The sequence below is a fragment of the Pseudomonas sp. FP2309 genome (assembly GCF_030687575.1).
Classification (GTDB): Bacteria; Pseudomonadota; Gammaproteobacteria; order Pseudomonadales; family Pseudomonadaceae; genus Aquipseudomonas.
The window spans coordinates 5,042,787-5,063,911 of record NZ_CP117439.1 but is presented as its reverse complement, the minus strand read 5'-3'; the positions used below and the strand labels follow the sequence as shown (position 1 = coordinate 5,063,911).

Below are 21,125 nucleotides of genomic sequence, written 5' to 3'. Positions count from 1 at the left end.
TCCAGCAGCCTAATGGGTTGGTCAGTATTTGTCAGTGATGTGAGACGTGGATCATGGGTTTTCGCTGTCTGCTGGTTATCGGCTGTTTGTGCCTTGCCTTGATGGCAAACGCCGCCCCCACGCCTGCCTCGCCGCAGGCACAGCTCAATGCGCAGCAGCGCGACTGGCTGGCCCAGCACCCGGAACTGCGGGTGGGCGTGGTGTTGCAGGCGCCTTACGCGCAATACGACCGGCGCTTGCAACGCTTGTCCGGGGCCAATGTGGAATTGATGCAGTGGCTGGCCAAGGCGCTGAACATTGACCTGGTGTGGCGCAATTTTCCAAGCCAGGAGCAATTGGAAGCCGCCGTGCGCGACGACGAAGTGGACATCGCCCCAGGCCTGCAGCAAACCCCGGCCGGTTTACGCCTGTGGTTGTTCAGCGACCCGTATATGCGCGTGCCCCAGCGCATCGTTGGTATCCGTGAAGGCGCTGGTGCCGTGGAGCTGGAAAAGCTCGATGACCTATCTCGCGTTGCCGTGCGCATGCCCAGCGGCGTCGCCGATTATCTGCGCAGTACTTACCCCGGACTCAACCTGCAAGGCGTGCCCATGGAGCGCCAAGCGTTGCAATTGCTGGTGAGCCAGCAGGCGCGTTATGCCGTGGTGGATGAAGCGCAGTTAAGTCGATTATCCGGTGAGGCGGAGTTCGCCGGGCTGGCGGTGGTGGGGGATATCGGCCTGCCGCAATTGCTGCGCGTGGCTACGCGGCGGGACTGGCCGGAACTGGCCGGCATTATGGAAAGCGCCTTGCGCGCCATTCCCGCCCGTGACCTCGACCAACTGCACAACCGCTGGCTGCAACCCAAATACCCGCGGCTGACCGAATCCCCTGGTTTGTGGCAGAACCTCAGTCTGCTGCTGGGCCTGCTGCTGCTTGCCAGCCTGGCGATAGTGTTCTGGCAGCGCCGTCAGCAGCATGCGCTGGAACACAGCCTGTTGGCCGCCCGGGAAGAAAGTGCGGCCCGTGCGGCGGGTGCCGAGGCGTTGCGCCTGACCCAATTTTCCATCGATCAAAGCACCGTGGGCATCCTGTGGGTGAACTGGGACAGCCATGTGCGCTACGCCAACCTTGCCGCCGAAAACATGCTGGGTTACGGCCCCGGCGCACTGATCGAGCGGCCGCTGGTTGACCTCGACCCGACGCTGGACATGGACCGCTGGCTCAACCTGTGGAAGCGCGCGCGGGCCAGCGAAGAGGGTCCGCAGAATTTCGCCACCAATTGCCTGCGCGCCGATGGCAGCATCCTGCCGGCCAACGTGTCCTTGAGCTTTTTACGCTTTGCCGAGGCCGAGTACCTGGTGGTCTACCTGAATGACGTCACCGAACTGCGTCGCACCCTGGCCGCCTTGTTGCAAAGTGAAGCGCAACTGCGCGAGCTGTCCGCGCATCTGGAGACCGTGCGCGAAGAAGAAAAGGCGCGCATCGCCCGCGAGGTGCACGACGAGCTTGGGCAGATGCTCACCGTGCTCAAGCTGGAAACCTCCATGTGCGAACTGGCCTATGCGCAGTTGGACCCCGGCCTGCACGAGCGCTTGAACAGCATGAAGCGCCTGATCGCCCAATTGTTTCAATTGGTCCGGGATGTCGCCACCGCGCTGCGTCCACCGATTCTGGACGCCGGTATCGCCTCGGCCATCGAATGGCAGGCCCGCCGCTTCGAGGCCCGCACGCAAATCCCCTGCCTGGTGCAAGTGCCGGATAACCTGCCAACCCTGAGTGACGCCAAGGCTATCGGCCTGTTTCGTATCCTGCAGGAGGCGCTGACCAATGTGATGCGCCATGCCCAGGCGCATACTGTGGAACTGACCCTGGCCATCGAAGGCACGGATCTGCGGCTGACGATCAGTGACGACGGTGTGGGGTTCGTCCAGCCTGAAGGTCGCGCGGTCTCGTTCGGCCTGGTCGGCATGCGCGAGCGGGTGTTGATTATGGGCGGGCAGTTGAGCGTGCACAGTGAGTTGGGGGAGGGCACCACCCTGAGTGTGACGGTGCCGTTGGATGCATAACGATAAGAGGAAACCCCTGTGATCCGCGTACTGGTAGCCGAAGACCACACCATCGTTCGTGAAGGGATCAAGCAGTTGATCGGCCTGGCCAAAGACCTGCTCGTGGTGGGCGAGGCGAGTAATGGCGAGCAGTTGCTGGAGACCTTGCGTCACGTGCCGTGCGAGGTGGTATTGCTGGACATCTCGATGCCTGGCGTCAACGGCCTGGAAGCGATTGCGCGGATTCGCACGCTGAGCAACCCGCCGGCGATTCTGGTGCTGTCGATGCACGATGAGGCGCAAATGGCCGCCCGTGCCTTGAAGGTGGGCGCCGCGGGTTATGCGACCAAGGACAGTGACCCGGCGCTGCTGCTCACGGCGATTCGCAAGGTCGCGGCCGGCGGGCGGTATATCGACCCGGACCTGGCCGACCGCATGGTCTTCGAGGTCGGCCTCACCGATACCCGGCCCTTGCATTCGTTGCTCTCGGAGCGTGAGTTCTCGGTGTTCGAGCGCTTGGCCCAGGGCGCCAACGTCAACGACATCGCCCAGCAACTGGCGCTGAGCAGCAAGACCATCAGCACCCACAAGGCGCGCTTGATGCAAAAGCTCAACATCACCTCCCTGGCCGAACTGGTGAAGTACGCGATGGAGCACAAGCTTCTGTAGCGACATATCTATTAACGACACCCCACAAAACAGCGCTGCGCCCGTTCTTGAGGCTTGCAGCTCGCCGCTTGCGGTTGCCCTGTCCAGTGCCCGCCATTCGTGTAGGGCGATCCCTACACCAAACCTTCCATCCGGCTGATGCAATTCTCTCTTGGCTCCCGATTTCCGGGGCCTCGCCCCTGGACTACGCTTGTGCCACAGCAGTCCAAAACACAAAGGTGCGGGTATGAGCGAGGTGGATTCAAATGATGTACTGGTCAGCTTTCGTGGCGTGCAGAAGAGCTACGACGGCGAGAACCTGATCGTCAAAGACCTCAACCTGGAGATTCGCAAGGGCGAGTTCCTCACCCTGCTCGGGCCTTCCGGTTCGGGCAAGACCACCAGCCTGATGATGCTGGCCGGCTTTGAAACGCCGACCGCCGGGGAAATCCAGCTGGCCGGGCGCTCGATCAACAACGTGCCGCCGCACAAGCGCGACATCGGCATGGTGTTCCAGAACTATGCGTTGTTCCCGCACATGACCGTGGCCGAGAACCTGGCGTTCCCGCTGTCGGTACGCGGGTTGAGCAAGACCGACATCAGCGAGCGCGTCAAACGCGTGCTGAGCATGGTCCAGCTCGACGCGTTCGCCCAGCGCTACCCGGCGCAGTTGTCCGGCGGCCAGCAACAGCGCGTGGCGTTGGCCCGGGCGCTGGTGTTCGAACCGCAACTGGTGCTGATGGACGAACCTCTCGGCGCCCTCGACAAGCAACTGCGCGAACACATGCAGATGGAGATCAAGCACCTGCACCAGCGCCTGGGCGTGACGGTGGTGTACGTGACCCACGACCAGGGCGAAGCCTTGACCATGTCTGACCGGGTGGCGGTGTTTCACCAGGGCGAGATCCAGCAGATCGCCGCGCCACGGACCTTGTACGAAGAGCCGAAGAACACCTTTGTCGCCAATTTTATTGGCGAGAACAACCGCCTCAACGGTCGCCTGCACAGCCACACCGGCGACCGCTGCGTGGTGGAATTGGCGCGCGGAGAGAAAGTCGAGGCGCTGGCGGTGAATGTGGGGCAGCTCGGTGGCCCGGTGACGCTGTCGGTGCGCCCGGAGCGCGTCAGCCTCAATGGTTCCAGCGAAGCATGCGTCAATCGCTTTTCCGGGCGGGTGGCCGAATTTATCTACCTGGGCGACCACGTGCGTGTGCGCCTGGAAGTCTGCGGCAAGGCCGATTTTTTTGTGAAACAACCAATTGCTGAGCTGGATCCAGCCCTGGCCGTTGGCGACGTGGTACCGATTGGCTGGCAAGTCGAGCACGTTCGCGCACTCGACCCACTTCTAGAGGCGAATTAATCGCCCCCATGGCTTCACCAACCCTGCACGTGGAGAGAACAACAATGTTGAGTTCCTTGAAGTATTCCGTCCTGGCATTGAGCTTGATGGGCGCGACACAGGCCATGGCCGGCCCGGACCTGACCGTCGTGTCCTTTGGTGGCGCGAATAAGGCCGCCCAGGTCAAGGCCTTCTACGCACCGTGGGAAAGCGCGGGCAACGGCAAGATCGTCGCCGGCGAGTACAACGGCGAAATGGCCAAGGTCAAAGCCATGGTCGACACCAAGAGCGTGTCCTGGGACCTGGTGGAAGTTGAATCGCCGGAGCTGTCCCGTGGTTGCGACGAAGACATGTTCGAGCCGCTGGACCCGAAACTGTTCGGTGACAGCGCCAACTACGTGAAGGGCGCGATCCAGCCATGCGGCGTGGGTTTCTTCGTATGGTCGACGGTGCTGGCGTACAACGCCGATAAATTGGCTTCCGCCCCGACAAGCTGGGTGGATTTCTGGGACACCAAGAAATTCCCGGGCAAGCGCGGCCTGCGTAAAGGCGCCAAGTACACCCTGGAATTCGCACTGATGGCCGATGGCGTTGCGCCGAAGGACGTTTACAAAGTGCTGGCCGGCAAAGATGGCCAGGACCGTGCCTTCAAGAAACTTGACGAACTCAAACCGTCGATTCAATGGTGGGAAGCCGGCGCACAGCCGCCGCAATACCTCGCCTCGGGTGACGTTGTGATGAGCTCGGCCTACAACGGCCGCATCGCTGCCGTGCAAAAAGAAAGCAATCTCAAAGTGGTGTGGAACGGCGGCATCTATGACTTCGACGCCTGGGCCATTCCAAAAGGCCTGGCCAAAGACCGCGCCGAAGCCGCGAAGAAATTCATCGCCTTCTCGGTCGCGCCGCAGCAGCAGAAGACCTACTCGGAAAACATCGCTTACGGCCCGGCCAACACCCAAGCCGTACCGTTGCTGGCCAAGGACATCCTCAAGGACATGCCGACCACCCCGGAAAACATCGCCAACCAGGTGCAGATCGATGTGAGCTTCTGGGCGGATAACGGTGAGCAACTCGAGCAGCGCTTTAACTCGTGGGCCGCTAAATAACCCGCCTGCCGTGCTCGATGGGCGCTCCTTGTGAGCGGGTTTCTGTGGTGACCTGGCTTCTGTGCTGAGCAGGCTTGCATGGTGACCGGCTCCCGTGGTGAGCGGATTTATGTGGTGAGTAGATGTCTGTGGTGAGCGGGCTTGCCCCGCGCGGGACTGCGAAGCAGTGCCAAAAACCGCAGGCCTCTCCTGCTCACCACAGCCTCAGAGCCCAGGCACAGGTTTATCGTCATTTTTTTGTATTTCGGAGTTAGCCATGGCCATCGCCGTTCCCTCGAACGAGGTCAACAGCCCCACCCTCAAGCAGCGCCTGGCGCGTGCCGAGCGGCTCAATCGCTGGAAGGCCCAGGCCTTGATTGCGCCGCTGGTGCTGTTTTTGCTGCTGGTGTTCCTGGTGCCGATTGTCGCGTTATTGTTCAAGAGCGTCGGCAACGAGGAGGTGGTGGGCGGTTTGCCGCGTACCGTGGTGGCGGTGAAGGCCTGGGATGGCCGTGGCTTGCCGGGCGAACCGGTGTATCAGGCCCTCAGTGAGGACCTGGGCGAGGCTCGCAAAAAACAGACCTTGGGCGATCTGTCCAAACGCTTGAACATGGAACTGGCCGGCTATCGCAGCCTGCTGACCAAAACCGCGCGGGCGCTGCCGTTTACCGAAGCGCCGGCCTCTTATAAAGAAGCGCTGGAAAACCTCGACGAACGCTGGGGCGACCCGGCGTACTGGCAGGCGATCCGGCGCAATACCAGCAGCCTGACGCCGTACTATCTGCTGGCGGCCGTCGATCACCGTATCGACGACCTGGGCGAAATCGCCCCAGCCACCCCGGACCAGGCGATCTACCTGGATATTTTCGCCCGCACGTTCTGGATGGGCCTGGTAATCACCGCCATCTGCCTGCTGCTGGCGTACCCCCTGGCTTACCTGCTGGCTAACCTGCCGGCGCGTAAGAGCAATTTGCTGATGATTCTGGTGTTGTTGCCGTTCTGGACCTCGATCCTGGTGCGGGTCGCTGCGTGGATCGTGCTGCTGCAATCGGGCGGCTTGATCAACAGCGCGTTGATGGGCATGGGCCTGATCGACAAACCCATGGAGCTGGTGTTCAACCGCACCGGTGTCTACATCTCCATGGTGCATATCCTGCTGCCGTTCATGATCCTGCCGATCTACAGCGTGATGAAAGGCATCTCACCCACCTACATGCGTGCGGCGATTTCCCTGGGCTGCCACCCGTTCACCAGCTTCTGGCGCGTGTACTTCCCGCAGACCTACGCCGGCGTTGGCGCCGGTTGCCTGTTGGTGTTCATCCTGGCGATTGGTTACTACATCACCCCGGCCTTGCTGGGCAGCCCGAACGACCAGATGGTCAGCTACTTCGTGGCCTTCTACACCAACACCAGTATCAACTGGGGCATGGCGACAGCGCTGGGTGGCTTGCTGCTGCTGGCGACCGTGGTGCTGTACCTGATCTACAACCGACTGGTCGGCGCCAGCCGCCTGCGCCTGAGCTGAGGAGACCTTGCGATGCTGAGCCCTTATATGTCCCCCGTGGAACGGGTGTGGTTCTACAGCTTGCGGATCCTCTGCGGTCTGATCCTGTTGTTCCTGATCCTGCCCGTGCTGGTGATCATCCCGCTGTCGTTCAACAGCGGCAGCTTCCTGGTGTACCCGCTGCAAGGCTTCTCACTGCACTGGTATCAGGACTTCTTCGCCTCGGCCGAATGGATGCGTGCCCTGAAAAACAGCATCATCGTGGCCCCCGCGGCCACGGTGCTGGCCATGGTCTTCGGGACCCTGGCGGCGATCGGCCTGACCCGTGGCAATTTCCCCGGCAAGGCGCTGGTCATGGCCCTGGTAATTTCGCCCATGGTGGTGCCGGTGGTGATCATCGGTGTGGCCAGTTATCTGTTCTTTGCGCCGCTGGGCCTGGGTAACAGCTTCTTCTCGCTGATTGTGGTGCATGCCGTGCTCGGCGTGCCCTTCGTGATCATCACCGTGTCGGCGACGTTGCAAGGGTTCAACCATAACCTGGTGCGAGCCGCGGCCAGTCTGGGGGCTTCGCCATTGACCGCGTTTCGTCGAGTGACGTTGCCGCTGATTGCGCCCGGGGTGATTTCCGGGGCGCTGTTCGCCTTTGCCACCTCGTTCGATGAGGTGGTGGTGACGCTGTTCCTCGCCGGCCCCGAGCAAGCAACCCTGCCACGGCAGATGTTCAGCGGTATCCGCGAAAACCTCAGCCCGACGATCGCGGCAGCCGCGACCTTGCTGATTGCCTTCTCGGTGTTGCTGTTGCTGACCCTGGAATGGCTGCGTGGACGTAGCGAAAAACTGCGTACGGCCCAGGTCTAAAACCTGGAAGCGATCAAAATGTGGGAGGGCTAAGCCCCTTCCACAGTGGTTGTGTGGTGGGCCAGCAAGACCATTCAGCTTCTGAATGCTAGGCAACCTCAAATACCAAGCTACTCTTGTGCCAGCCCATTTCAGAATAAGAGGCCGCGCACATGAGTACTTCCTCATTCAAGATCGCCCACAAGCTGTTGACCGGCGCTGGCGCCATCGAGCAACTGGCCGCCGAACTCACCCGACTGGACGTAGATAACCCGCTGATTGTCACTGACGCGGTGCTGGTCAAATCCGGCACCGTGGCGCTGGCGCTTGAGCACCTGGGCGAGCGCAGTTACGAAATCTTCGACCGCGTGCTGCCCGACCCGGAAATCGCCATCGTCGAAGACTGCATGCAGGCCTACCGCGACGGCGGGCACGACGGCCTGATCGGTCTGGGCGGCGGCAGTGCCATCGACATCGCCAAGAGCGTGGCCGCCTATGCCGGGTACCACGGCGCGCTGGCGGACTTGTTCGGTGTCGACCAGGTGCCGCGCAAAGGCCCGCCGCTGATCGCCATTCCCACCACGGCCGGCACCGGCTCGGAGGTGACCAATGTGGCGATCCTCTCGGACAAGGTTGCGCAGTTGAAAAAGGGTATCGTCAGTGACTACCTGCTGCCGGACGTGGCGCTGATCAGCCCGCAAATGACCCTCACCTGCCCGCGCAGCGTCACCGCCGCCAGTGGCGTGGATGCGCTGGTGCATGCGATTGAAGCCTACCTGTCGCTGAATGCTTCGCCGATCACCGATGCCTTGGCCATTGGCGCGATCAAGCTCATTGCCAAGGCGCTTCCCAAGGCTTACGCCAACCCGGCCAACCTGCAGGCCCGCGACGATATGGCCACCGCCAGCCTGATGGCCGGCATGGCCTTCGGCAACGCCGGGGTGGGCGCGGTACATGCCTTGGCCTATCCGTTGGGCGGGCGTTTCAATATCGCCCATGGCGTCAGCAACGCGTTGTTGCTGCCCTATGTGATGCACTGGAACAAGCTGGCCTGTGTGGAACGCATGCAGGACATCGCCCAGGCCATGGGCGTCAACGTTGCCGGGCTGAGTGTCAATGAGGCGGCGGACCAGGCCGTCGAGGCCATGACGCGACTGTGTGCCGCAGTAGAGATCCCGGCAGGATTGCGCAGTTTCGGGATTGCCGAAGACGCGATCCCGGCCATGGCTGCCGAAGCTGCGGGGATCGAACGGCTGATGCGCAACAACCCGCGCAAGCTCAGCGTGGCGGATATCGAAAAAATCTACCGGGCCGCTTACTAGCCATTGAGACAGGTCACGGTGCGCAGGGCAAAGCATGAGGTATACAATGCGCGCCATCGTGATTTAGCTCAGAAAAGGTGCGTCATGCAGCCCTTCGTTATTGCCCCATCGATTCTCTCCGCCGATTTCGCCCGTCTGGGTGAGGAAGTGGATAACGTGTTGGCCGCCGGTGCCGACTTCGTGCACTTCGATGTCATGGACAACCACTACGTGCCCAACCTGACCATCGGTCCGATGGTCTGCGCGGCGCTGCGCAAATATGGCGTCACCGCGCCCATCGATGCGCATTTGATGGTCAGCCCGGTGGACCGCATCATCGGTGATTTCATCGACGCCGGCGCCACCTACATCACCTTCCACCCGGAAGCCTCGCTGCACGTCGACCGCACCCTGCAATTGATCCGCGAAGGCGGCTGCAAGGCGGGCCTGGTGTTCAACCCGGCCACCCCGCTGGACGTGCTCAAGTACGTGATGGACAAGGTCGACATGGTGCTGCTGATGAGCGTCAACCCAGGCTTCGGCGGGCAGAAATTCATTCCCGGTACCCTCGATAAACTACGAGAAGCCCGCGCGTTGATTGATGCATCGGGTCGTGATATCCGCCTGGAAATCGACGGTGGGGTCAACGTCAACAATATCCGTGAAATCGCCGCTGCCGGCGCCGACACGTTCGTCGCCGGTTCGGCGATCTTCAATGCACCGAACTATCAGGAGGTCATCGACAAGATGCGTGCCGAACTGGCCCTGGCGCGTCCATGAGCGGCTTTGAGCAGTTGTTCCCCGGCAAACTGCCACGGCTGGTGATGTTCGATCTGGACGGTACGTTGATCGACTCGGTGCCTGACCTGGCGGCAGCGGTGGATGAGATGCTGCTCAAACTGGGGCGCAAGCCTGCGGGGCTCGAGTCGGTACGCGACTGGGTCGGCAATGGCGCCCAGATGCTGGTGCGCCGGGCCCTGGCCAACCATATCGATGCTGACGGGGTCGATGAGCGTGAGGCCGAGCACGCCCTTGAGTTGTTCAACGCCGCGTACGAAGGCGGCCACGAACTGACCGTGGTTTACCCCGGCGTACGCGACACGCTCAAGTGGCTGAGCAAACAGGGCGTGGAAATGGCCCTGATCACCAACAAGCCGGAGCGTTTCGTCGCGCCGCTGTTGGATCAGATGAAAATCGGCCGGTATTTTCGCTGGATCATCGGTGGCGATACCCTGCCGCAGAAGAAACCTGATCCGGCGGCGCTGTTTTTTGTGATGAAAATGGCCAATATCCCGGCGTCTCAGTCGTTGTTCGTCGGCGATTCACGCAGCGATGTGCAGGCGGCCAAAGCCGCGGGCGTGCAGTGCGTAGCCTTGAGCTATGGCTACAACCACGGTCGGCCGATTGCCGAAGAGTCGCCGGCACTGGTGATTGATGACCTGCGACTGCTAATCCCCGGTTGCTTGGGAGCGGGCGCTGAGATAACGTTGCCCGATACCGATCCGTCCCCTTCTGGAAATCCCATCGTGGTGGTCACTCGCAAACTCTGGATGAAAGTCATCAAGGCCCTGGCCCGCTGGCGTTGGCGCGCCTGACTGATCCCGGCCGCGCTCCGCGGCACGTTTGCCTACCTGACTGTTAGACCCTCACACCACGAGGCACCTCATGATCCGCGAAGAATTCCTGCGTTTGGCCGCTGCCGGCTATAACCGTATTCCCCTGGCCTGCGAAACCCTGGCCGACTTCGACACACCGCTGTCGATCTACCTCAAACTGGCCGACGAGCCTAACTCCTATCTGTTGGAGTCGGTGCAGGGCGGCGAGAAGTGGGGGCGTTATTCGATCATCGGCCTGCCATGCCGCACTGTGATGCGGGTGCATGACCATCATGTGAGCATCACCCATGACGGCATCGAGATCGAAAGCCACGAGGTTGAAGACCCGCTGGCCTTTGTCGAAACCTTCAAGGCGCGCTACAACGTACCGACCATCCCCGGTCTGCCACGCTTCAATGGCGGCCTGGTGGGTTATTTCGGCTACGACTGCGTGCGTTATGTGGAAAAGCGCCTGGGCAAATGCCCGAACCCGGACCCGCTGGGGGTGCCGGACATTCTGCTGATGGTCTCCGATGCGGTGGTGGTGTTCGATAACCTTGCCGGCAAAATGCACGCGATTGTGCTGGCCGACCCGGCCCGGGCGGATGCCTTCGAGCAAGGCCAGGCGAGCCTTGAAGCGCTGCTGGAAAAACTGCGTCAGCCGATCACCCCGCGTCGTGGCCTGGACCTCAGCCGTCCACCGGCGGCCGACCCGATCTTTCGTTCAAGCTTTACCCAGGCTGACTACGAGCGCGCCGTGGACACCATCAAGGAATACATCCTCGCCGGCGACTGCATGCAGGTGGTGCCATCGCAACGGATGTCCATCGACTTCAAGGCCGCGCCTATCGATCTGTACCGGGCGCTGCGCTGCTTCAACCCGACGCCGTACATGTACTTCTTCAACTTTGGTGACTTTCACGTGGTGGGCAGTTCGCCGGAAGTGCTGGTGCGCGTCGAAGACAACCTGATCACCGTGCGCCCGATCGCCGGCACCCGCCCACGTGGCGCGACCGAAGAGGCCGACCTGGCGCTGGAAGAAGACCTGCTCAGCGACGACAAGGAAATCGCCGAGCACTTGATGCTGATCGACCTGGGCCGCAACGACACCGGCCGCGTCTCGGAAATCGGCTCGGTGAAATTGACCGAAAAGATGGTCATCGAGCGTTATTCCAACGTGATGCACATCGTGTCCAACGTCACCGGCGAACTGAAAGCCGGGTTGACCGCGATGGACGCGTTGCGCGCGATTCTGCCGGCCGGCACCTTGTCGGGTGCGCCGAAGATCCGTGCGATGGAAATCATCGACGAGCTGGAACCGGTCAAGCGCGGCGTCTACGGCGGCGCCGTGGGGTATTTCGCCTGGAACGGCAACATGGACACCGCCATTGCGATCCGCACGGCCGTGATCAAGGACGGGGAGCTGCACGTGCAGGCCGGTGGCGGGATTGTCGCCGACTCGGTGCCGGCCCTCGAATGGGAAGAAACCCTGAACAAGCGCCGCGCGATGTTCCGCGCCGTTGCGCTGGCTGAACAGACCCCCAATTCCTGAGGTTTCCCCCATGTTGCTGATGATCGATAACTACGACTCCTTTACCTACAACGTTGTGCAGTACCTGGGCGAACTGGGTGCCGAGGTCAAGGTGGTGCGCAACGACGAACTGAGCGTGGCCGAAATCGCTGCGCTGAACCCCGAGCGCATCGTGGTCTCGCCGGGCCCGTGCACGCCGACCGAGGCCGGTATTTCCCTTGAAGCCATCCGGTATTTCGCTGGCAAGCTGCCGATCCTGGGCGTTTGCCTGGGCCACCAGTCCATCGGCCAGGCGTTTGGCGGCGACGTGGTGCGCGCGCGTCAGGTGATGCACGGCAAGACCAGCCCGGTGTTCCATAAAGACCTGGGTGTGTTTCAGGCACTGAATAACCCGGTGACGGTGACGCGCTACCACTCGCTTGTGGTCAAGCGCGAAACCCTGCCGGACTGCCTGGAACTGACCGCGTGGACCCAGCTGGAAGATGGCTCGGTCGACGAAATCATGGGCCTGCGTCACAAGACACTGAATATCGAAGGGGTGCAATTTCACCCGGAGTCAATCCTCACCGAGCAGGGCTACGAGCTGTTCGCTAATTTTCTCAAGCAGAGCGGCGGCACGCGCTAAGGACTTTCCATGGATATCAAGACTGCCCTGAGCCGTATCGTCGGCCATCTGGACCTGACCACCGCTGAAATGAGCGACGTGATGCGCGAAATCATGACCGGTCAATGCACTGACGCGCAGATCGGCGCGTTCATGATGGCCATGCGCATGAAGAGCGAAAGCATCGATGAAATCGTCGGCGCCGTTTCGGTGATGCGCGAATTGGCGGACAAAGTTGAGCTCAAGACCCTCGACGGTGTGGTCGACGTGGTTGGCACCGGCGGTGACGGTGCGAATATCTTCAACGTGTCGACGGCGTCGTCGTTTGTGGTTGCGGCGGCGGGTTGCACCGTGGCCAAACACGGTAACCGTGCGGTGTCGGGCAAGAGCGGCAGCGCCGACCTGTTGGAAGCGGCGGGTATCTACCTGAACCTCACGCCGGTGCAGGTGGCGCGTTGCATCGATAACGTCGGCATCGGCTTCATGTTCGCCCAGTCGCACCACGGTGCAATGAAACACGCCGCCGGCCCGCGTAAAGACCTGGGTCTGCGTACCCTGTTCAACATGCTCGGCCCGCTTACGAATCCGGCCGGTGTGAAGCACCAGATCGTCGGAGTGTTCAGCCAGGCGCTGTGCCGGCCATTGGCCGAGGTGCTGCAACGCATGGGCAGCAAGCATGTGCTGGTGGTGCACTCCAAAGACGGCCTGGACGAGTTCAGTCTGGCCGCGCCGACCTTCGTGGCGGAGCTGAAGAATGACCAGATCACCGAGTACTGGGTCGAACCCGAAGACCTGGGCATGAAAAGCCAGAGCCTGCACGGTCTGGCGGTGGAAAGCCCGGCGGCGTCCCTGGAACTGATTCGTGATGCCTTGGGTCGACGCAAGACCGAGAACGGTCAAAAGGCAGCGGAGATGATTGTTCTGAATGCTGGCGCGGCACTTTACGCAGCCGACCATGCCTATAGTCTTAAAGAAGGTGTCGCATTGGCCCACGATGCACTGCACACCGGTCTGGCTCGCGAGAAGCTCGAAGAACTCGGAGCATTCACCGCCGTATTCAAGATGGAGAATGAAGGATGAGCGTGCCGACCGTTCTGGAAAAAATCCTTGCCCGCAAAGCCGAAGAGGTCGCCGAGCGCCGCGCGCGCGTGAGCCTCTCGGAGCTTGAAGCCCAAGCGAAAGCGGCCGATGCGCCGCGCGGTTTTGCCAATGCCCTGATCGCTCAGGCGAAAAAGAAGCAGCCGGCGGTGATTGCCGAGATTAAAAAGGCCTCGCCAAGCAAAGGCGTGATCCGCGAGAACTTTGTACCGGCTGAAATCGCGGCCAGCTATGAAAAGGGCGGCGCGACGTGCCTGTCGGTACTGACCGATATCGATTTCTTCCAGGGCTCCGACCTGTTCCTGCAACAGGCCCGCGCCGCGTGCAAGTTGCCGGTGATCCGCAAGGATTTCATGGTCGATCCGTACCAGATCGTCGAAGCCCGTGCGTTGGGTGCCGATTGCGTGTTGTTGATCGTCTCTGCCCTGGATGACGTGAAGATGGCCGAATTGGCCGCCGTGGCCAAAAGCGTCGGCCTGGATGTGTTGGTGGAAGTACACGACGGCGATGAGCTGGAGCGTGCGCTGAAAACCCTCGACACGCCGCTGGTGGGGGTCAACAACCGTAATTTGCATACTTTCGAAGTCAGCCTGGAAAACACCCTCGACCTGCTGCCGCGCATTCCACGCGACCGCCTGGTGATCACCGAGAGTGGCATCGTCAATCGCGCCGACGTGGAGTTGATGGAAATCAGCGACGTGTATTCGTTCCTGGTGGGCGAGACGTTCATGCGTGCCGAAAACCCGGGCGCCGAACTGCAACGTCTGTTCTTCCCGGAGCGTGGTGTGTCGGTCAGCGGTTCGACTCTGGACTGACCCGAATGTGGGAGAGGGCTTGCCCACGATTGCAGGGTTCCAGTCACTGCGTCTGTTGACTGATCCTCCGCTATCGGGCGCAAAGCCCCCTCCCACATTGTTCCCCGGATAGGTAGGCGTTCGATGACTCAGCCCGTAAAGATGACTGTCGAAGCAGGGCTCGCCGCCGAGCAGGCTTTGCTGGCGGCAGTGTGCGCAGGTGATCAGGCGTTCGGTCTGTTGTTCTGGCAGCCCAGCGATCAAGCCTTGGTCATGCCGCGTCGCCTCAGTCGCCTTCCCCATTTTGATAAGGCCAGCCAGCTCTCGGCTGACGCCGGTTGGCCGGTGCTGCTGCGCGAGACCGGTGGCGAGCCAGTGCCGCAGTCGGCCGCCACGGTGAATATCGCCCTGGTCTACGCACCGCCGCGCAGTGAAGGCGACCAGGGGCGTATCGAAACCGGTTACCAACGTTTATGTCAGCCGATCTGCGACTTGCTGATCGAGTTAGGCGGCGATGCCTCTGTGGGTGAAATCGATGGGGCGTTTTGCGACGGTCGCTATAACGTCAATCTCGATGGCCGCAAAATGGTCGGCACCGCCCAGCGCTGGCGGCAAAGCGGTGGGCGCCCGGTGGGGTTGGTGCACGGAGCGTTGTTGCTGGATAACGATCGCGAAGCGCTGATTGCCGCGGTCAACCGTTTTAATGAAGCGTGTGGTCTCGACCAGCGTGTGCGGGCCGACAGTCATATTGCCCTGCACGAAGTCTTCCCGGCGCCGGACGCCATTGGCCGGCTGGATACCTTGTACCGTCAGATGCTGGCCAGTTTCCTGCCGGTTTAACGGGTACCGAACACCACCATCGTCTTGCCTTTGACGTTCACCAGGTTGCGCTCTTCCAAGTCCTTGAGTACGCGGCCGACCATCTCCCTTGAGCAGCCAACAATGCGCCCGATTTCCTGGCGCGTGACTTTGATCTGCATGCCGTCGGGGTGAGTCATGGCGTCGGGTTGCTTGCACAATTCCAGCAGGCAGCGGGCTACGCGGCCGGTGACGTCGAAGAACGCCAGGTCGCCGACCTTGCGTGTGGTGTCGCGCAGACGCTGGGCGATCTGGCCGCTGAGGGCGTAGAGAATGTCGGGGTCATGTTGGGCCAGTTCGCGAAATTTGGTGTAGCTGATCTCGGCCACGTCGCATTCGACCTTGGCGCGCACCCAGGCGCTGCGTTCTTGTTCCTTGCCTGCTTGTTCAAACAACCCCAGCTCGCCAAAGAAGTCCCCGGTATTGAGGTAGGCGATGATCATTTCGCGACCGTCTTCGTCTTCGATCAGGATAGTGACCGACCCCTTGATAATGAAGAACAGCGTTTCGGAACGCTCGCCGGCACAGATGATGTTGTGCTTGGCCGGATAGCGCCGGCGCTGGCAATGCATCAGCAGCTTGTCGAGATTCTTAATCTTGGGTATGGGCGTAAAAGCAACCATGGTTGTATCCCGAAAAGGCGCGCGATGGGGTTGGAATTGTTGTACTCAGCGGTATCGGCATTGATACACGCTGTATGAAGGGTGGCAATGCGCCACTCATTTGGCGCCAGCTTACCAGACACATCCTGACTCGATTAGCGAATTTACCTGGCAAGCCTGGGTTATTGATCGCTTTGCCGGGAAATGCTGCCGCCAGTGGGCCCTGTGCTAAGCTGGCGACCCTTTTTTAGCAGTGGAGTCTGGGCGATGAAGGCACGCATCCAATGGGCGGGCGAAGCCATGTTCCTCGGTGAGTCGGGCAGTGGCCATGTTGTGGTCATGGATGGTCCGCCGGAAGCCGGTGGCCGCAACCTGGGCGTACGTCCGATGGAAATGCTCCTGCTTGGCGTAGGCGGTTGCAGCAATTTCGACGTGGTCAGCATCCTGAAAAAATCCCGCCAGGCCGTAGAAAGCTGCGAAGCCTTCCTGGAAGCCGAGCGCGCCACTGAAGATCCGAAGGTGTTCACCAAGATCCACATGCACTTCGTGGTGAAAGGGCGTGCGTTGAAGGAAGCGCAAGTCAAGCGCGCCATCGAACTGTCGGCCGAGAAGTACTGTTCGGCATCGATCATGCTCGGCGCGGCCGGCGTGGTGATCACCCATGATTACGAGATTATCGAACTGGGTTGATTGCCAATCCGCAGCTACAAAAAAGGGCGCTTGATAGCGCCCTTTTTTGTAGCTGCGGATTGGGTCAGATGCGGTAGGTACTTTTGGTCATGACCTTGGCCATCAGACTCATGCCGAATCTAACCGGCGCCGGAAAGCGAAAGCCGCCGGCATCCAATGCGCTTTCTGCGTGATGTTCTTCATCGATGCGCATTTGCTCGAGAATCGCCCGGGACTTTTCGTCTTCGACGGGCAATTGCTCAAGGTGCTCATCCAGGTGCTTGCACACTTGGTGTTCTGTCGCGGCGACGAAACCGAGGCTGACCTTGTCGCTGATCAGCCCCGCCGCCGCGCCAATGCCGAACGACAAACCATAAAACAGTGGGTTGAGTACGCTGGGATGGCTGCCCAGTTGGCGAATACGCTGTTCGCACCAGGCCAGGTGGTCGATTTCTTCCTCGGCGGCATGCTCCATAGCGGCGCGTACCTGCGGCAGCTTGGCGGTCAGGGCCTGGCCCTGGTAAAGCGCCTGGGCACACACTTCGCCGGTATGGTTGATGCGCATAAGGCCGGCGACATGACGGGTCTCTGTCTCGCTCATTTGTGCGTCAGGTTGCACGATGGCGGGCGACGGACGGTAGGGCTGGCCGCTGAAAGGCAACAATGTGCGCATGGCCGTGTCGGCTTGCAGCAACAGACGATCAATCGGCGAGTAGTGACGTTGGGTAGTCATGCTGACCTCCGGGAAGAATCTCGGCGGCCAGTTTACCGCAAGAGAGGGGGGAGCGTTTGCGCTGAGTCAAAGGCAGGGTGGGGCGCAGCCTGCGGCGCGCCGCACCCAAAGACCGGTCAGCCTGGTGGCCAGTTCATCTGGCGCTGACCCAGCACGTGCATATGGATGTGATAGACGGTTTGCCCGCCCAGTTCATTACAGTTCATGACGACTCGGAATCCTTCCTCGCAGCCGAGTTCAAGCGCCAGGCGCTGGGCCGTGAACAGGATATGCCCGGCCAGTGCCTTGTCTTCTTCCTTGAGGTCATTGAGGGTGCGGATTGGTTTCTTCGGGATCACCAGAAAATGTACCGGTGCCTGAGGGGCGATATCGTGGAAGGCCAGGACTTGGTCATCTTCGTAGATAATCTTGGCGGGTATTTCTCTGTTGATGATCTTGGTGAACAGAGTATCCACAGCTGTTTCTCCATTATGTACGTGCAGGGGGAGTGTACTCAGGCTATCAGCGCGGGCAATAGGCCTTGTTGATCGCGCCGGCGATCTTGCGGGTCAGCCAGCGTGGGCTCAAGCGCGGGCTGAAGGCCAGCCAACGGTTGCGGCGGCCGGGAATGATGATGGCTTTGTTTCGTTGCAGCGCTCGCACGGTATACAGCGCGACCTCTTCCGGGCTCATGAGCAGTTCGCTGCGGTCGAGCTTGGCGGTGTCCATTTGCGCGGTGCCAAAGAACGCGGTGCGGGTTGGGCCCGGGCACAGCACCGAGACCTTGATGCCGCAGCTTTTGAGCTCTTCGCGCAACCCTTCGGAGAAGTGCAGCACATACGCTTTGCTGGCGTAGTAGCTACTCATCCATGGGCCGGGTTGGAACGCCGCAATCGAGGCGACATTGAGGATCTGCCCGCCGCCGTGCAGCGCCATGGTGTTGCCCACTGCGTGGCACATACGGGTGAGAGCGAGGATATTGACTTCGATAAGGTCTTGCTCGGTCATCCAGTCCTGGGCCAGGAAAGGCCCGCTGGTACCGATGCCGGCGCAGTTGACCAGCAAGTCGATCTGTCGCTCGCCTTCCTCAAGCTCCAGCAGAAACCCGGACAAGCGCAGCGGCTCTCCCAGGTCGCAGGCGCGCAGTAGCACCTCGACGCCGAAGCGTTGAGTCAATTCGAGTGCAATGCTTTCCAACTGATCACGCTGGCGGGCTACCAAAATCAAGCTGCGGCCGCGACGGGCCAAGGCTTCGGCCAAGGCCAGGCCGATGCCGCTGGAGGCACCGGTGATCAGAGCGTAACGGGTCATGCCTTTCTCCATCGCAACGCCCCCATCAATGATAGAGGCATCACGGAGGGGGGCGTTTCTTTACTGTTCTTCCGGGGAGTCTACAGGTTCGGCCGCTTCGTCAGCACTTTGCGCGTCTTCTTCCTCAACGATCACGCTTTGGTCGGCGTCTTCGTCGGAGGTGATCGAGCTGCTTTCGTAGCTGCTGTCCACATTGGCTTCGAGTTGGTCCAGGTAGCCGTTCATACCCAGCGACACCACGACAATGAGTATCAGCGGGATGAACGCCAGCCACAGCCAGGCGAGGACCTTGACCGCAGTGCTGTTGCGCGGTGGTGGTGCGCCGTATTGGTTGGCGCCCGTATTACCCGGCAGCACCAGCAGCAGCAGTGGGAAAATGCTGTTCACCAGCGGAACCAGGTTCAGCAGGTACAACCAGCCTGACCAGCCCAGGTCGTGCAAACGTTGCACACCGATTTGAACGCTGACCACAACCAGCGCAACGAACAGCGCCAAACCCAGCAGAGAACCGAGAATGATGGCGATCGTCGGCGACGCTGTCGCGATGGCGAAGCCCACGGTGCTGATAATGCCCGCAGCCACGAGCATTGCGACAGTCAGTACCAGCGTCCATGCCAGGTACCGCAGGCGACCGATACGCCCGTTGATGGTGAATACCTTGAGCTCGGCGTACTCCGGGAGATTTTCACCTACGGTTGCACGCGGCGGTGCGTAGGGTGAGGCGGCAGGGCTGGAGAAGTCCGGTGCGCTGGAGCTCGTCTCATGGGTTTCGGCGAGGCTGAACGCGACTGGCTGTTCGGCTTCGATACGCGCGTCCACGCCGGCGTTCTTCAGTGCAGTAAGGTAGGTTTCGGCATCGGGGCGCGACAGGTCGCGCTTCAGTGCAACCGGGCGACCGGTGAAGAGTTTTTCGATTTCCTCGACGGTGCTCTTGAACAGTTCGGCCAGGTTCAGCTTGGCCGTAGTGCTCTCAACACCCGGAAGCAAGCCTCCATCAAACACAATCTTGAAACGGTTGTCGCTCATGCGGGCATCCTTGTCATCCAACAATTAGGGGGCGCGCGGTCCACTCAAGCAGCAGACCTTGCGGTAGGTTCAGCGTGGCCAGCGTAACTGTGCTGCCTGCTCGCGAGCCTTGCGGTATTCGGCATCCAGGCGGGCAACGAGTTCATCGACGCCCGGCAAATCGTTAATCCCTCCGACGCCCTGGCCGGCGGACCATACGGTCTTCCAAGCCTTGGCTTCGTCGCTCAACGGCTTGAGCTTGGAACCGAAGTTGACTTCGCCCTTACCTTGCAGGGCCGCGAGGTCGAAGCCGGCATTTTCCAGACTTTGGCGCATAAAGCTAGCCGGCACACCGGAGACTGCGGGAGTGTGCACGATGTCGGCGGCGCGCGATGTGAGCAGCATCTCTTTATACGCATCTGGCGCGTGGCTTTCAGTGGTACCGATAAAGCGAGTGCCGAAATAAGCCAGGTCTGCGCCCAGCAACTGGGCGGCCAGGACCTCATGCCCATGGTTGAGGCAGCCAGCCAGCAGCAGGGTTTTGTCGAAGAACTGACGAATCTCGGCTATCAGCGAGAACGGGCTCCAGGTGCCAGCATGCCCACCCGCGCCGGCAGCGACGGCGATCAGGCCATCGACACCGGCTTCAGCGGCTTTTTCGGCGTGGCGTCGTGTAGTGACATCATGGAATACCAGCCCGCCGTAGCTGTGTACTGCATCCACCAGTTCTTTGACTGCGCCCAGGCTGGTGATCACGATCGGCACTTTGTGCTCGACGCAGATCGCCAGATCCGCCTCCAGACGTGGGTTGCTGTTATGCACGATGAGGTTGACGGCGTAGGGCGCGGGGTTGTCCAACAGGGCCAGGCCCGCTTCGATTTCCTCCAGCCAGGCCTTGAAACCACTGCTCTCGCGTTGGTTGAGGGCCGGGAAACTGCCGACTACGCCATTGCGGCAACACGCGAGGACCAGTTGCGGATTGGAAATCAGGAACATCGGCGCCACCACGACGGGCAGGCGCAAACGTTGTTCAAGCAGAGCGGGCAGCGACATGTGAGGTACCCCGAGTCATTGAAGTTAGAACGGTTTGACCACGACCAAAATTACGATAGCCAGCAATAACAGAACTGGGACTTCATTGAACCAGCGATAAAAGACATGGCTGCGGGTGTTTTCGCCACGGGCAAAGCGTTTTACCTGGGCGCCACACATATGGTGGTAGCCGATCAGCAACACCACCAGGGTGAGTTTGGCGTGAATCCACCCGCCCATGCTGAAGATGCCGGGGTTAAGAGCGATCAGCCAGATGCCGAACGCCAGGCTGGCAAGCATCGCCGGGCCCATGATGCCACGGTACAGCTTGCGCTCCATGACGCTGAAGCGTTCCTTGCTGACCGTGTCCTCGCTTTGAGCGTGGTAGACGAACAGGCGCGGCAGGTAGAACAGCCCGGCAAACCAGCAGACGATGCTGACGATGTGGAAGGCTTTGACCCATAGATAGAGCATTTTAGTTATTCCCAGGTTCACGGTAGCGAAGATAGTAGTGGCTCATGCGTCCTTACGTCACGTTGGCGGTTGTCGCAGGACGATACGGCCCCTATTATC

22 protein-coding genes are annotated in these 21,125 nt (G+C 60.9%); 15 read left to right on the top strand and 7 right to left on the bottom strand.

Annotated features, from left to right (window positions below):
* The first annotated feature begins 53 nt into the window (after positions 1 to 53).
* From PSH59_RS23415 to PSH59_RS23350, 14 genes are all read left to right on the top strand, one after another.
* Entirely contained in the window at positions 54 to 2,048 is a 1,995-nt protein-coding gene (locus PSH59_RS23415) for a transporter substrate-binding domain-containing protein (protein ID WP_305393761.1), read from the top strand.
* Between the two features lie 18 nt (positions 2,049 to 2,066).
* Complete coding sequence (locus tag PSH59_RS23410) at positions 2,067 to 2,696, top strand: response regulator transcription factor (RefSeq protein ID WP_248080253.1); 630 nt, start codon at positions 2,067 to 2,069, stop codon at positions 2,694 to 2,696.
* 226 nt (positions 2,697 to 2,922) lie between these two features.
* Entirely contained in the window at positions 2,923 to 4,035 is a 1,113-nt protein-coding gene (locus PSH59_RS23405; RefSeq protein WP_248080251.1) for an ABC transporter ATP-binding protein, read from the top strand.
* Positions 4,036 to 4,079: 44 nt separating this feature from the next.
* Positions 4,080 to 5,120: an ABC transporter substrate-binding protein gene (locus tag PSH59_RS23400; RefSeq protein ID WP_248080249.1), complete on the top strand. Its 1,041-nt coding sequence runs from the start codon at positions 4,080 to 4,082 to the stop codon at positions 5,118 to 5,120.
* Positions 5,121 to 5,376: 256 nt separating this feature from the next.
* Entirely contained in the window at positions 5,377 to 6,624 is a 1,248-nt protein-coding gene (locus PSH59_RS23395; protein WP_248080248.1) for an ABC transporter permease, read from the top strand.
* Between the two features lie 12 nt (positions 6,625 to 6,636).
* Positions 6,637 to 7,461: an ABC transporter permease gene (locus tag PSH59_RS23390; protein WP_017739612.1), complete on the top strand. Its 825-nt coding sequence runs from the start codon at positions 6,637 to 6,639 to the stop codon at positions 7,459 to 7,461.
* Between the two features lie 152 nt (positions 7,462 to 7,613).
* Positions 7,614 to 8,762, top strand: coding sequence for an iron-containing alcohol dehydrogenase (locus tag PSH59_RS23385; protein WP_248080247.1), 1,149 nt, complete (start codon positions 7,614 to 7,616; stop codon positions 8,760 to 8,762).
* A gap of 84 nt (positions 8,763 to 8,846) precedes the next feature.
* Positions 8,847 to 9,521: a ribulose-phosphate 3-epimerase gene (rpe, locus tag PSH59_RS23380; RefSeq protein WP_248080246.1), complete on the top strand. Its 675-nt coding sequence runs from the start codon at positions 8,847 to 8,849 to the stop codon at positions 9,519 to 9,521.
* Positions 9,518 to 10,336, top strand: coding sequence for a phosphoglycolate phosphatase (locus tag PSH59_RS23375; RefSeq protein WP_248080245.1), 819 nt, complete (start codon positions 9,518 to 9,520; stop codon positions 10,334 to 10,336). The genes rpe and PSH59_RS23375 overlap by 4 nt, the downstream gene beginning before the upstream one ends.
* Positions 10,337 to 10,406: 70 nt before the next feature.
* Positions 10,407 to 11,888 carry an anthranilate synthase component I gene (gene trpE, locus PSH59_RS23370; RefSeq protein ID WP_305393760.1) on the top strand — a complete coding sequence of 494 codons (1,482 nt, stop codon included), beginning with the start codon at positions 10,407 to 10,409 and terminating at the stop codon, positions 11,886 to 11,888.
* Positions 11,889 to 11,898: 10 nt separating this feature from the next.
* Entirely contained in the window at positions 11,899 to 12,492 is a 594-nt protein-coding gene (locus PSH59_RS23365) for an aminodeoxychorismate/anthranilate synthase component II (RefSeq protein ID WP_248080243.1), read from the top strand.
* 9 nt (positions 12,493 to 12,501) lie between these two features.
* Positions 12,502 to 13,551, top strand: coding sequence for an anthranilate phosphoribosyltransferase (gene trpD / locus PSH59_RS23360; protein ID WP_305393759.1), 1,050 nt, complete (start codon positions 12,502 to 12,504; stop codon positions 13,549 to 13,551).
* Complete coding sequence (gene trpC, locus PSH59_RS23355; protein ID WP_248080239.1) at positions 13,548 to 14,384, top strand: indole-3-glycerol phosphate synthase TrpC; 837 nt, start codon at positions 13,548 to 13,550, stop codon at positions 14,382 to 14,384. Before trpD ends, trpC begins: the two co-directional genes overlap by 4 nt.
* Before the next feature lie 123 nt (positions 14,385 to 14,507).
* The gene (locus tag PSH59_RS23350) at positions 14,508 to 15,203 is read left to right on the top strand and encodes a lipoate--protein ligase family protein (protein WP_305393758.1); all 696 of its coding nucleotides are present in this window, start codon (positions 14,508 to 14,510) and stop codon (positions 15,201 to 15,203) included.
* Here the strand turns inward: PSH59_RS23350 and crp are convergent.
* Complete coding sequence (gene crp / locus PSH59_RS23345) at positions 15,200 to 15,844, bottom strand: cAMP-activated global transcriptional regulator CRP (protein ID WP_248080235.1); 645 nt, start codon at positions 15,842 to 15,844, stop codon at positions 15,200 to 15,202. The two genes, PSH59_RS23350 and crp, sit on opposite strands and share 4 nt — an antisense overlap.
* Positions 15,845 to 16,090: 246 nt before the next feature.
* Between crp and PSH59_RS23340 the strand changes: the two genes are divergently transcribed.
* Positions 16,091 to 16,513: an OsmC family protein gene (locus tag PSH59_RS23340; protein WP_003194686.1), complete on the top strand. Its 423-nt coding sequence runs from the start codon at positions 16,091 to 16,093 to the stop codon at positions 16,511 to 16,513.
* Positions 16,514 to 16,577: 64 nt separating this feature from the next.
* Here the strand turns inward: PSH59_RS23340 and coq7 are convergent, their stop codons facing one another.
* The 6 genes from coq7 to hemJ form a co-directional block, all read right to left on the bottom strand.
* Positions 16,578 to 17,225: a 2-polyprenyl-3-methyl-6-methoxy-1,4-benzoquinone monooxygenase gene (gene coq7 / locus PSH59_RS23335; RefSeq protein WP_248080233.1), complete on the bottom strand. Its 648-nt coding sequence runs from the start codon at positions 17,223 to 17,225 to the stop codon at positions 16,578 to 16,580.
* A 116-nt stretch (positions 17,226 to 17,341) separates the two neighbouring features.
* Positions 17,342 to 17,680, bottom strand: coding sequence for a histidine triad nucleotide-binding protein (locus tag PSH59_RS23330; RefSeq protein ID WP_248080231.1), 339 nt, complete (start codon positions 17,678 to 17,680; stop codon positions 17,342 to 17,344).
* A 46-nt stretch (positions 17,681 to 17,726) separates the two neighbouring features.
* On the bottom strand, positions 17,727 to 18,515 hold the full coding sequence (locus PSH59_RS23325) for an SDR family oxidoreductase (RefSeq protein ID WP_248080229.1): 789 nt from the start codon (positions 18,513 to 18,515) through the stop codon (positions 17,727 to 17,729).
* 60 nt (positions 18,516 to 18,575) lie between these two features.
* On the bottom strand, positions 18,576 to 19,541 hold the full coding sequence (locus PSH59_RS23320) for a DUF805 domain-containing protein (RefSeq protein ID WP_248080227.1): 966 nt from the start codon (positions 19,539 to 19,541) through the stop codon (positions 18,576 to 18,578).
* A gap of 69 nt (positions 19,542 to 19,610) precedes the next feature.
* Positions 19,611 to 20,573, bottom strand: a complete 963-nt coding sequence (locus PSH59_RS23315; RefSeq protein WP_248080225.1) for a nitronate monooxygenase family protein — start codon at positions 20,571 to 20,573, stop codon at positions 19,611 to 19,613.
* 24 nt (positions 20,574 to 20,597) lie between these two features.
* Entirely contained in the window at positions 20,598 to 21,026 is a 429-nt protein-coding gene (gene hemJ, locus PSH59_RS23310) for a protoporphyrinogen oxidase HemJ (RefSeq protein ID WP_248080223.1), read from the bottom strand.
* Between the last annotated feature and the right edge of the window lie 99 nt (positions 21,027 to 21,125).

Excerpts from the sequence above, each read along its gene's own strand:
- PSH59_RS23385 (WP_248080247.1), top strand. The coding sequence starts at position 7,614 with ATGAGTACTTCCTCATTCAAGATCGCCCACAAGCTGTTGACCGGCGCT.
- PSH59_RS23415 (WP_305393761.1), top strand. The coding sequence starts at position 54 with ATGGGTTTTCGCTGTCTGCTGGTTATCGGCTGTTTGTGCCTTGCCTTG.
- trpD (WP_305393759.1), top strand. The coding sequence starts at position 12,502 with ATGGATATCAAGACTGCCCTGAGCCGTATCGTCGGCCATCTGGACCTG.
- PSH59_RS23315 (WP_248080225.1), bottom strand. The coding sequence starts at position 20,573 with ATGTCGCTGCCCGCTCTGCTTGAACAACGTTTGCGCCTGCCCGTCGTG.
- trpE (WP_305393760.1), top strand. The coding sequence starts at position 10,407 with ATGATCCGCGAAGAATTCCTGCGTTTGGCCGCTGCCGGCTATAACCGT.
- PSH59_RS23375 (WP_248080245.1), top strand. The coding sequence starts at position 9,518 with ATGAGCGGCTTTGAGCAGTTGTTCCCCGGCAAACTGCCACGGCTGGTG.
- PSH59_RS23405 (WP_248080251.1), top strand. The coding sequence starts at position 2,923 with ATGAGCGAGGTGGATTCAAATGATGTACTGGTCAGCTTTCGTGGCGTG.
- PSH59_RS23365 (WP_248080243.1), top strand. The coding sequence starts at position 11,899 with ATGTTGCTGATGATCGATAACTACGACTCCTTTACCTACAACGTTGTG.
- PSH59_RS23340 (WP_003194686.1), top strand. The coding sequence starts at position 16,091 with ATGAAGGCACGCATCCAATGGGCGGGCGAAGCCATGTTCCTCGGTGAG.
- PSH59_RS23325 (WP_248080229.1), bottom strand. The coding sequence starts at position 18,515 with ATGACCCGTTACGCTCTGATCACCGGTGCCTCCAGCGGCATCGGCCTG.
- coq7 (WP_248080233.1), bottom strand. The coding sequence starts at position 17,225 with ATGACTACCCAACGTCACTACTCGCCGATTGATCGTCTGTTGCTGCAA.
- PSH59_RS23400 (WP_248080249.1), top strand. The coding sequence starts at position 4,080 with ATGTTGAGTTCCTTGAAGTATTCCGTCCTGGCATTGAGCTTGATGGGC.
- trpC (WP_248080239.1), top strand. The coding sequence starts at position 13,548 with ATGAGCGTGCCGACCGTTCTGGAAAAAATCCTTGCCCGCAAAGCCGAA.
- hemJ (WP_248080223.1), bottom strand. The coding sequence starts at position 21,026 with ATGCTCTATCTATGGGTCAAAGCCTTCCACATCGTCAGCATCGTCTGC.
- PSH59_RS23390 (WP_017739612.1), top strand. The coding sequence starts at position 6,637 with ATGCTGAGCCCTTATATGTCCCCCGTGGAACGGGTGTGGTTCTACAGC.
- rpe (WP_248080246.1), top strand. The coding sequence starts at position 8,847 with ATGCAGCCCTTCGTTATTGCCCCATCGATTCTCTCCGCCGATTTCGCC.
- crp (WP_248080235.1), bottom strand. The coding sequence starts at position 15,844 with ATGGTTGCTTTTACGCCCATACCCAAGATTAAGAATCTCGACAAGCTG.
- PSH59_RS23395 (WP_248080248.1), top strand. The coding sequence starts at position 5,377 with ATGGCCATCGCCGTTCCCTCGAACGAGGTCAACAGCCCCACCCTCAAG.
- PSH59_RS23320 (WP_248080227.1), bottom strand. The coding sequence starts at position 19,541 with ATGAGCGACAACCGTTTCAAGATTGTGTTTGATGGAGGCTTGCTTCCG.
- PSH59_RS23350 (WP_305393758.1), top strand. The coding sequence starts at position 14,508 with ATGACTCAGCCCGTAAAGATGACTGTCGAAGCAGGGCTCGCCGCCGAG.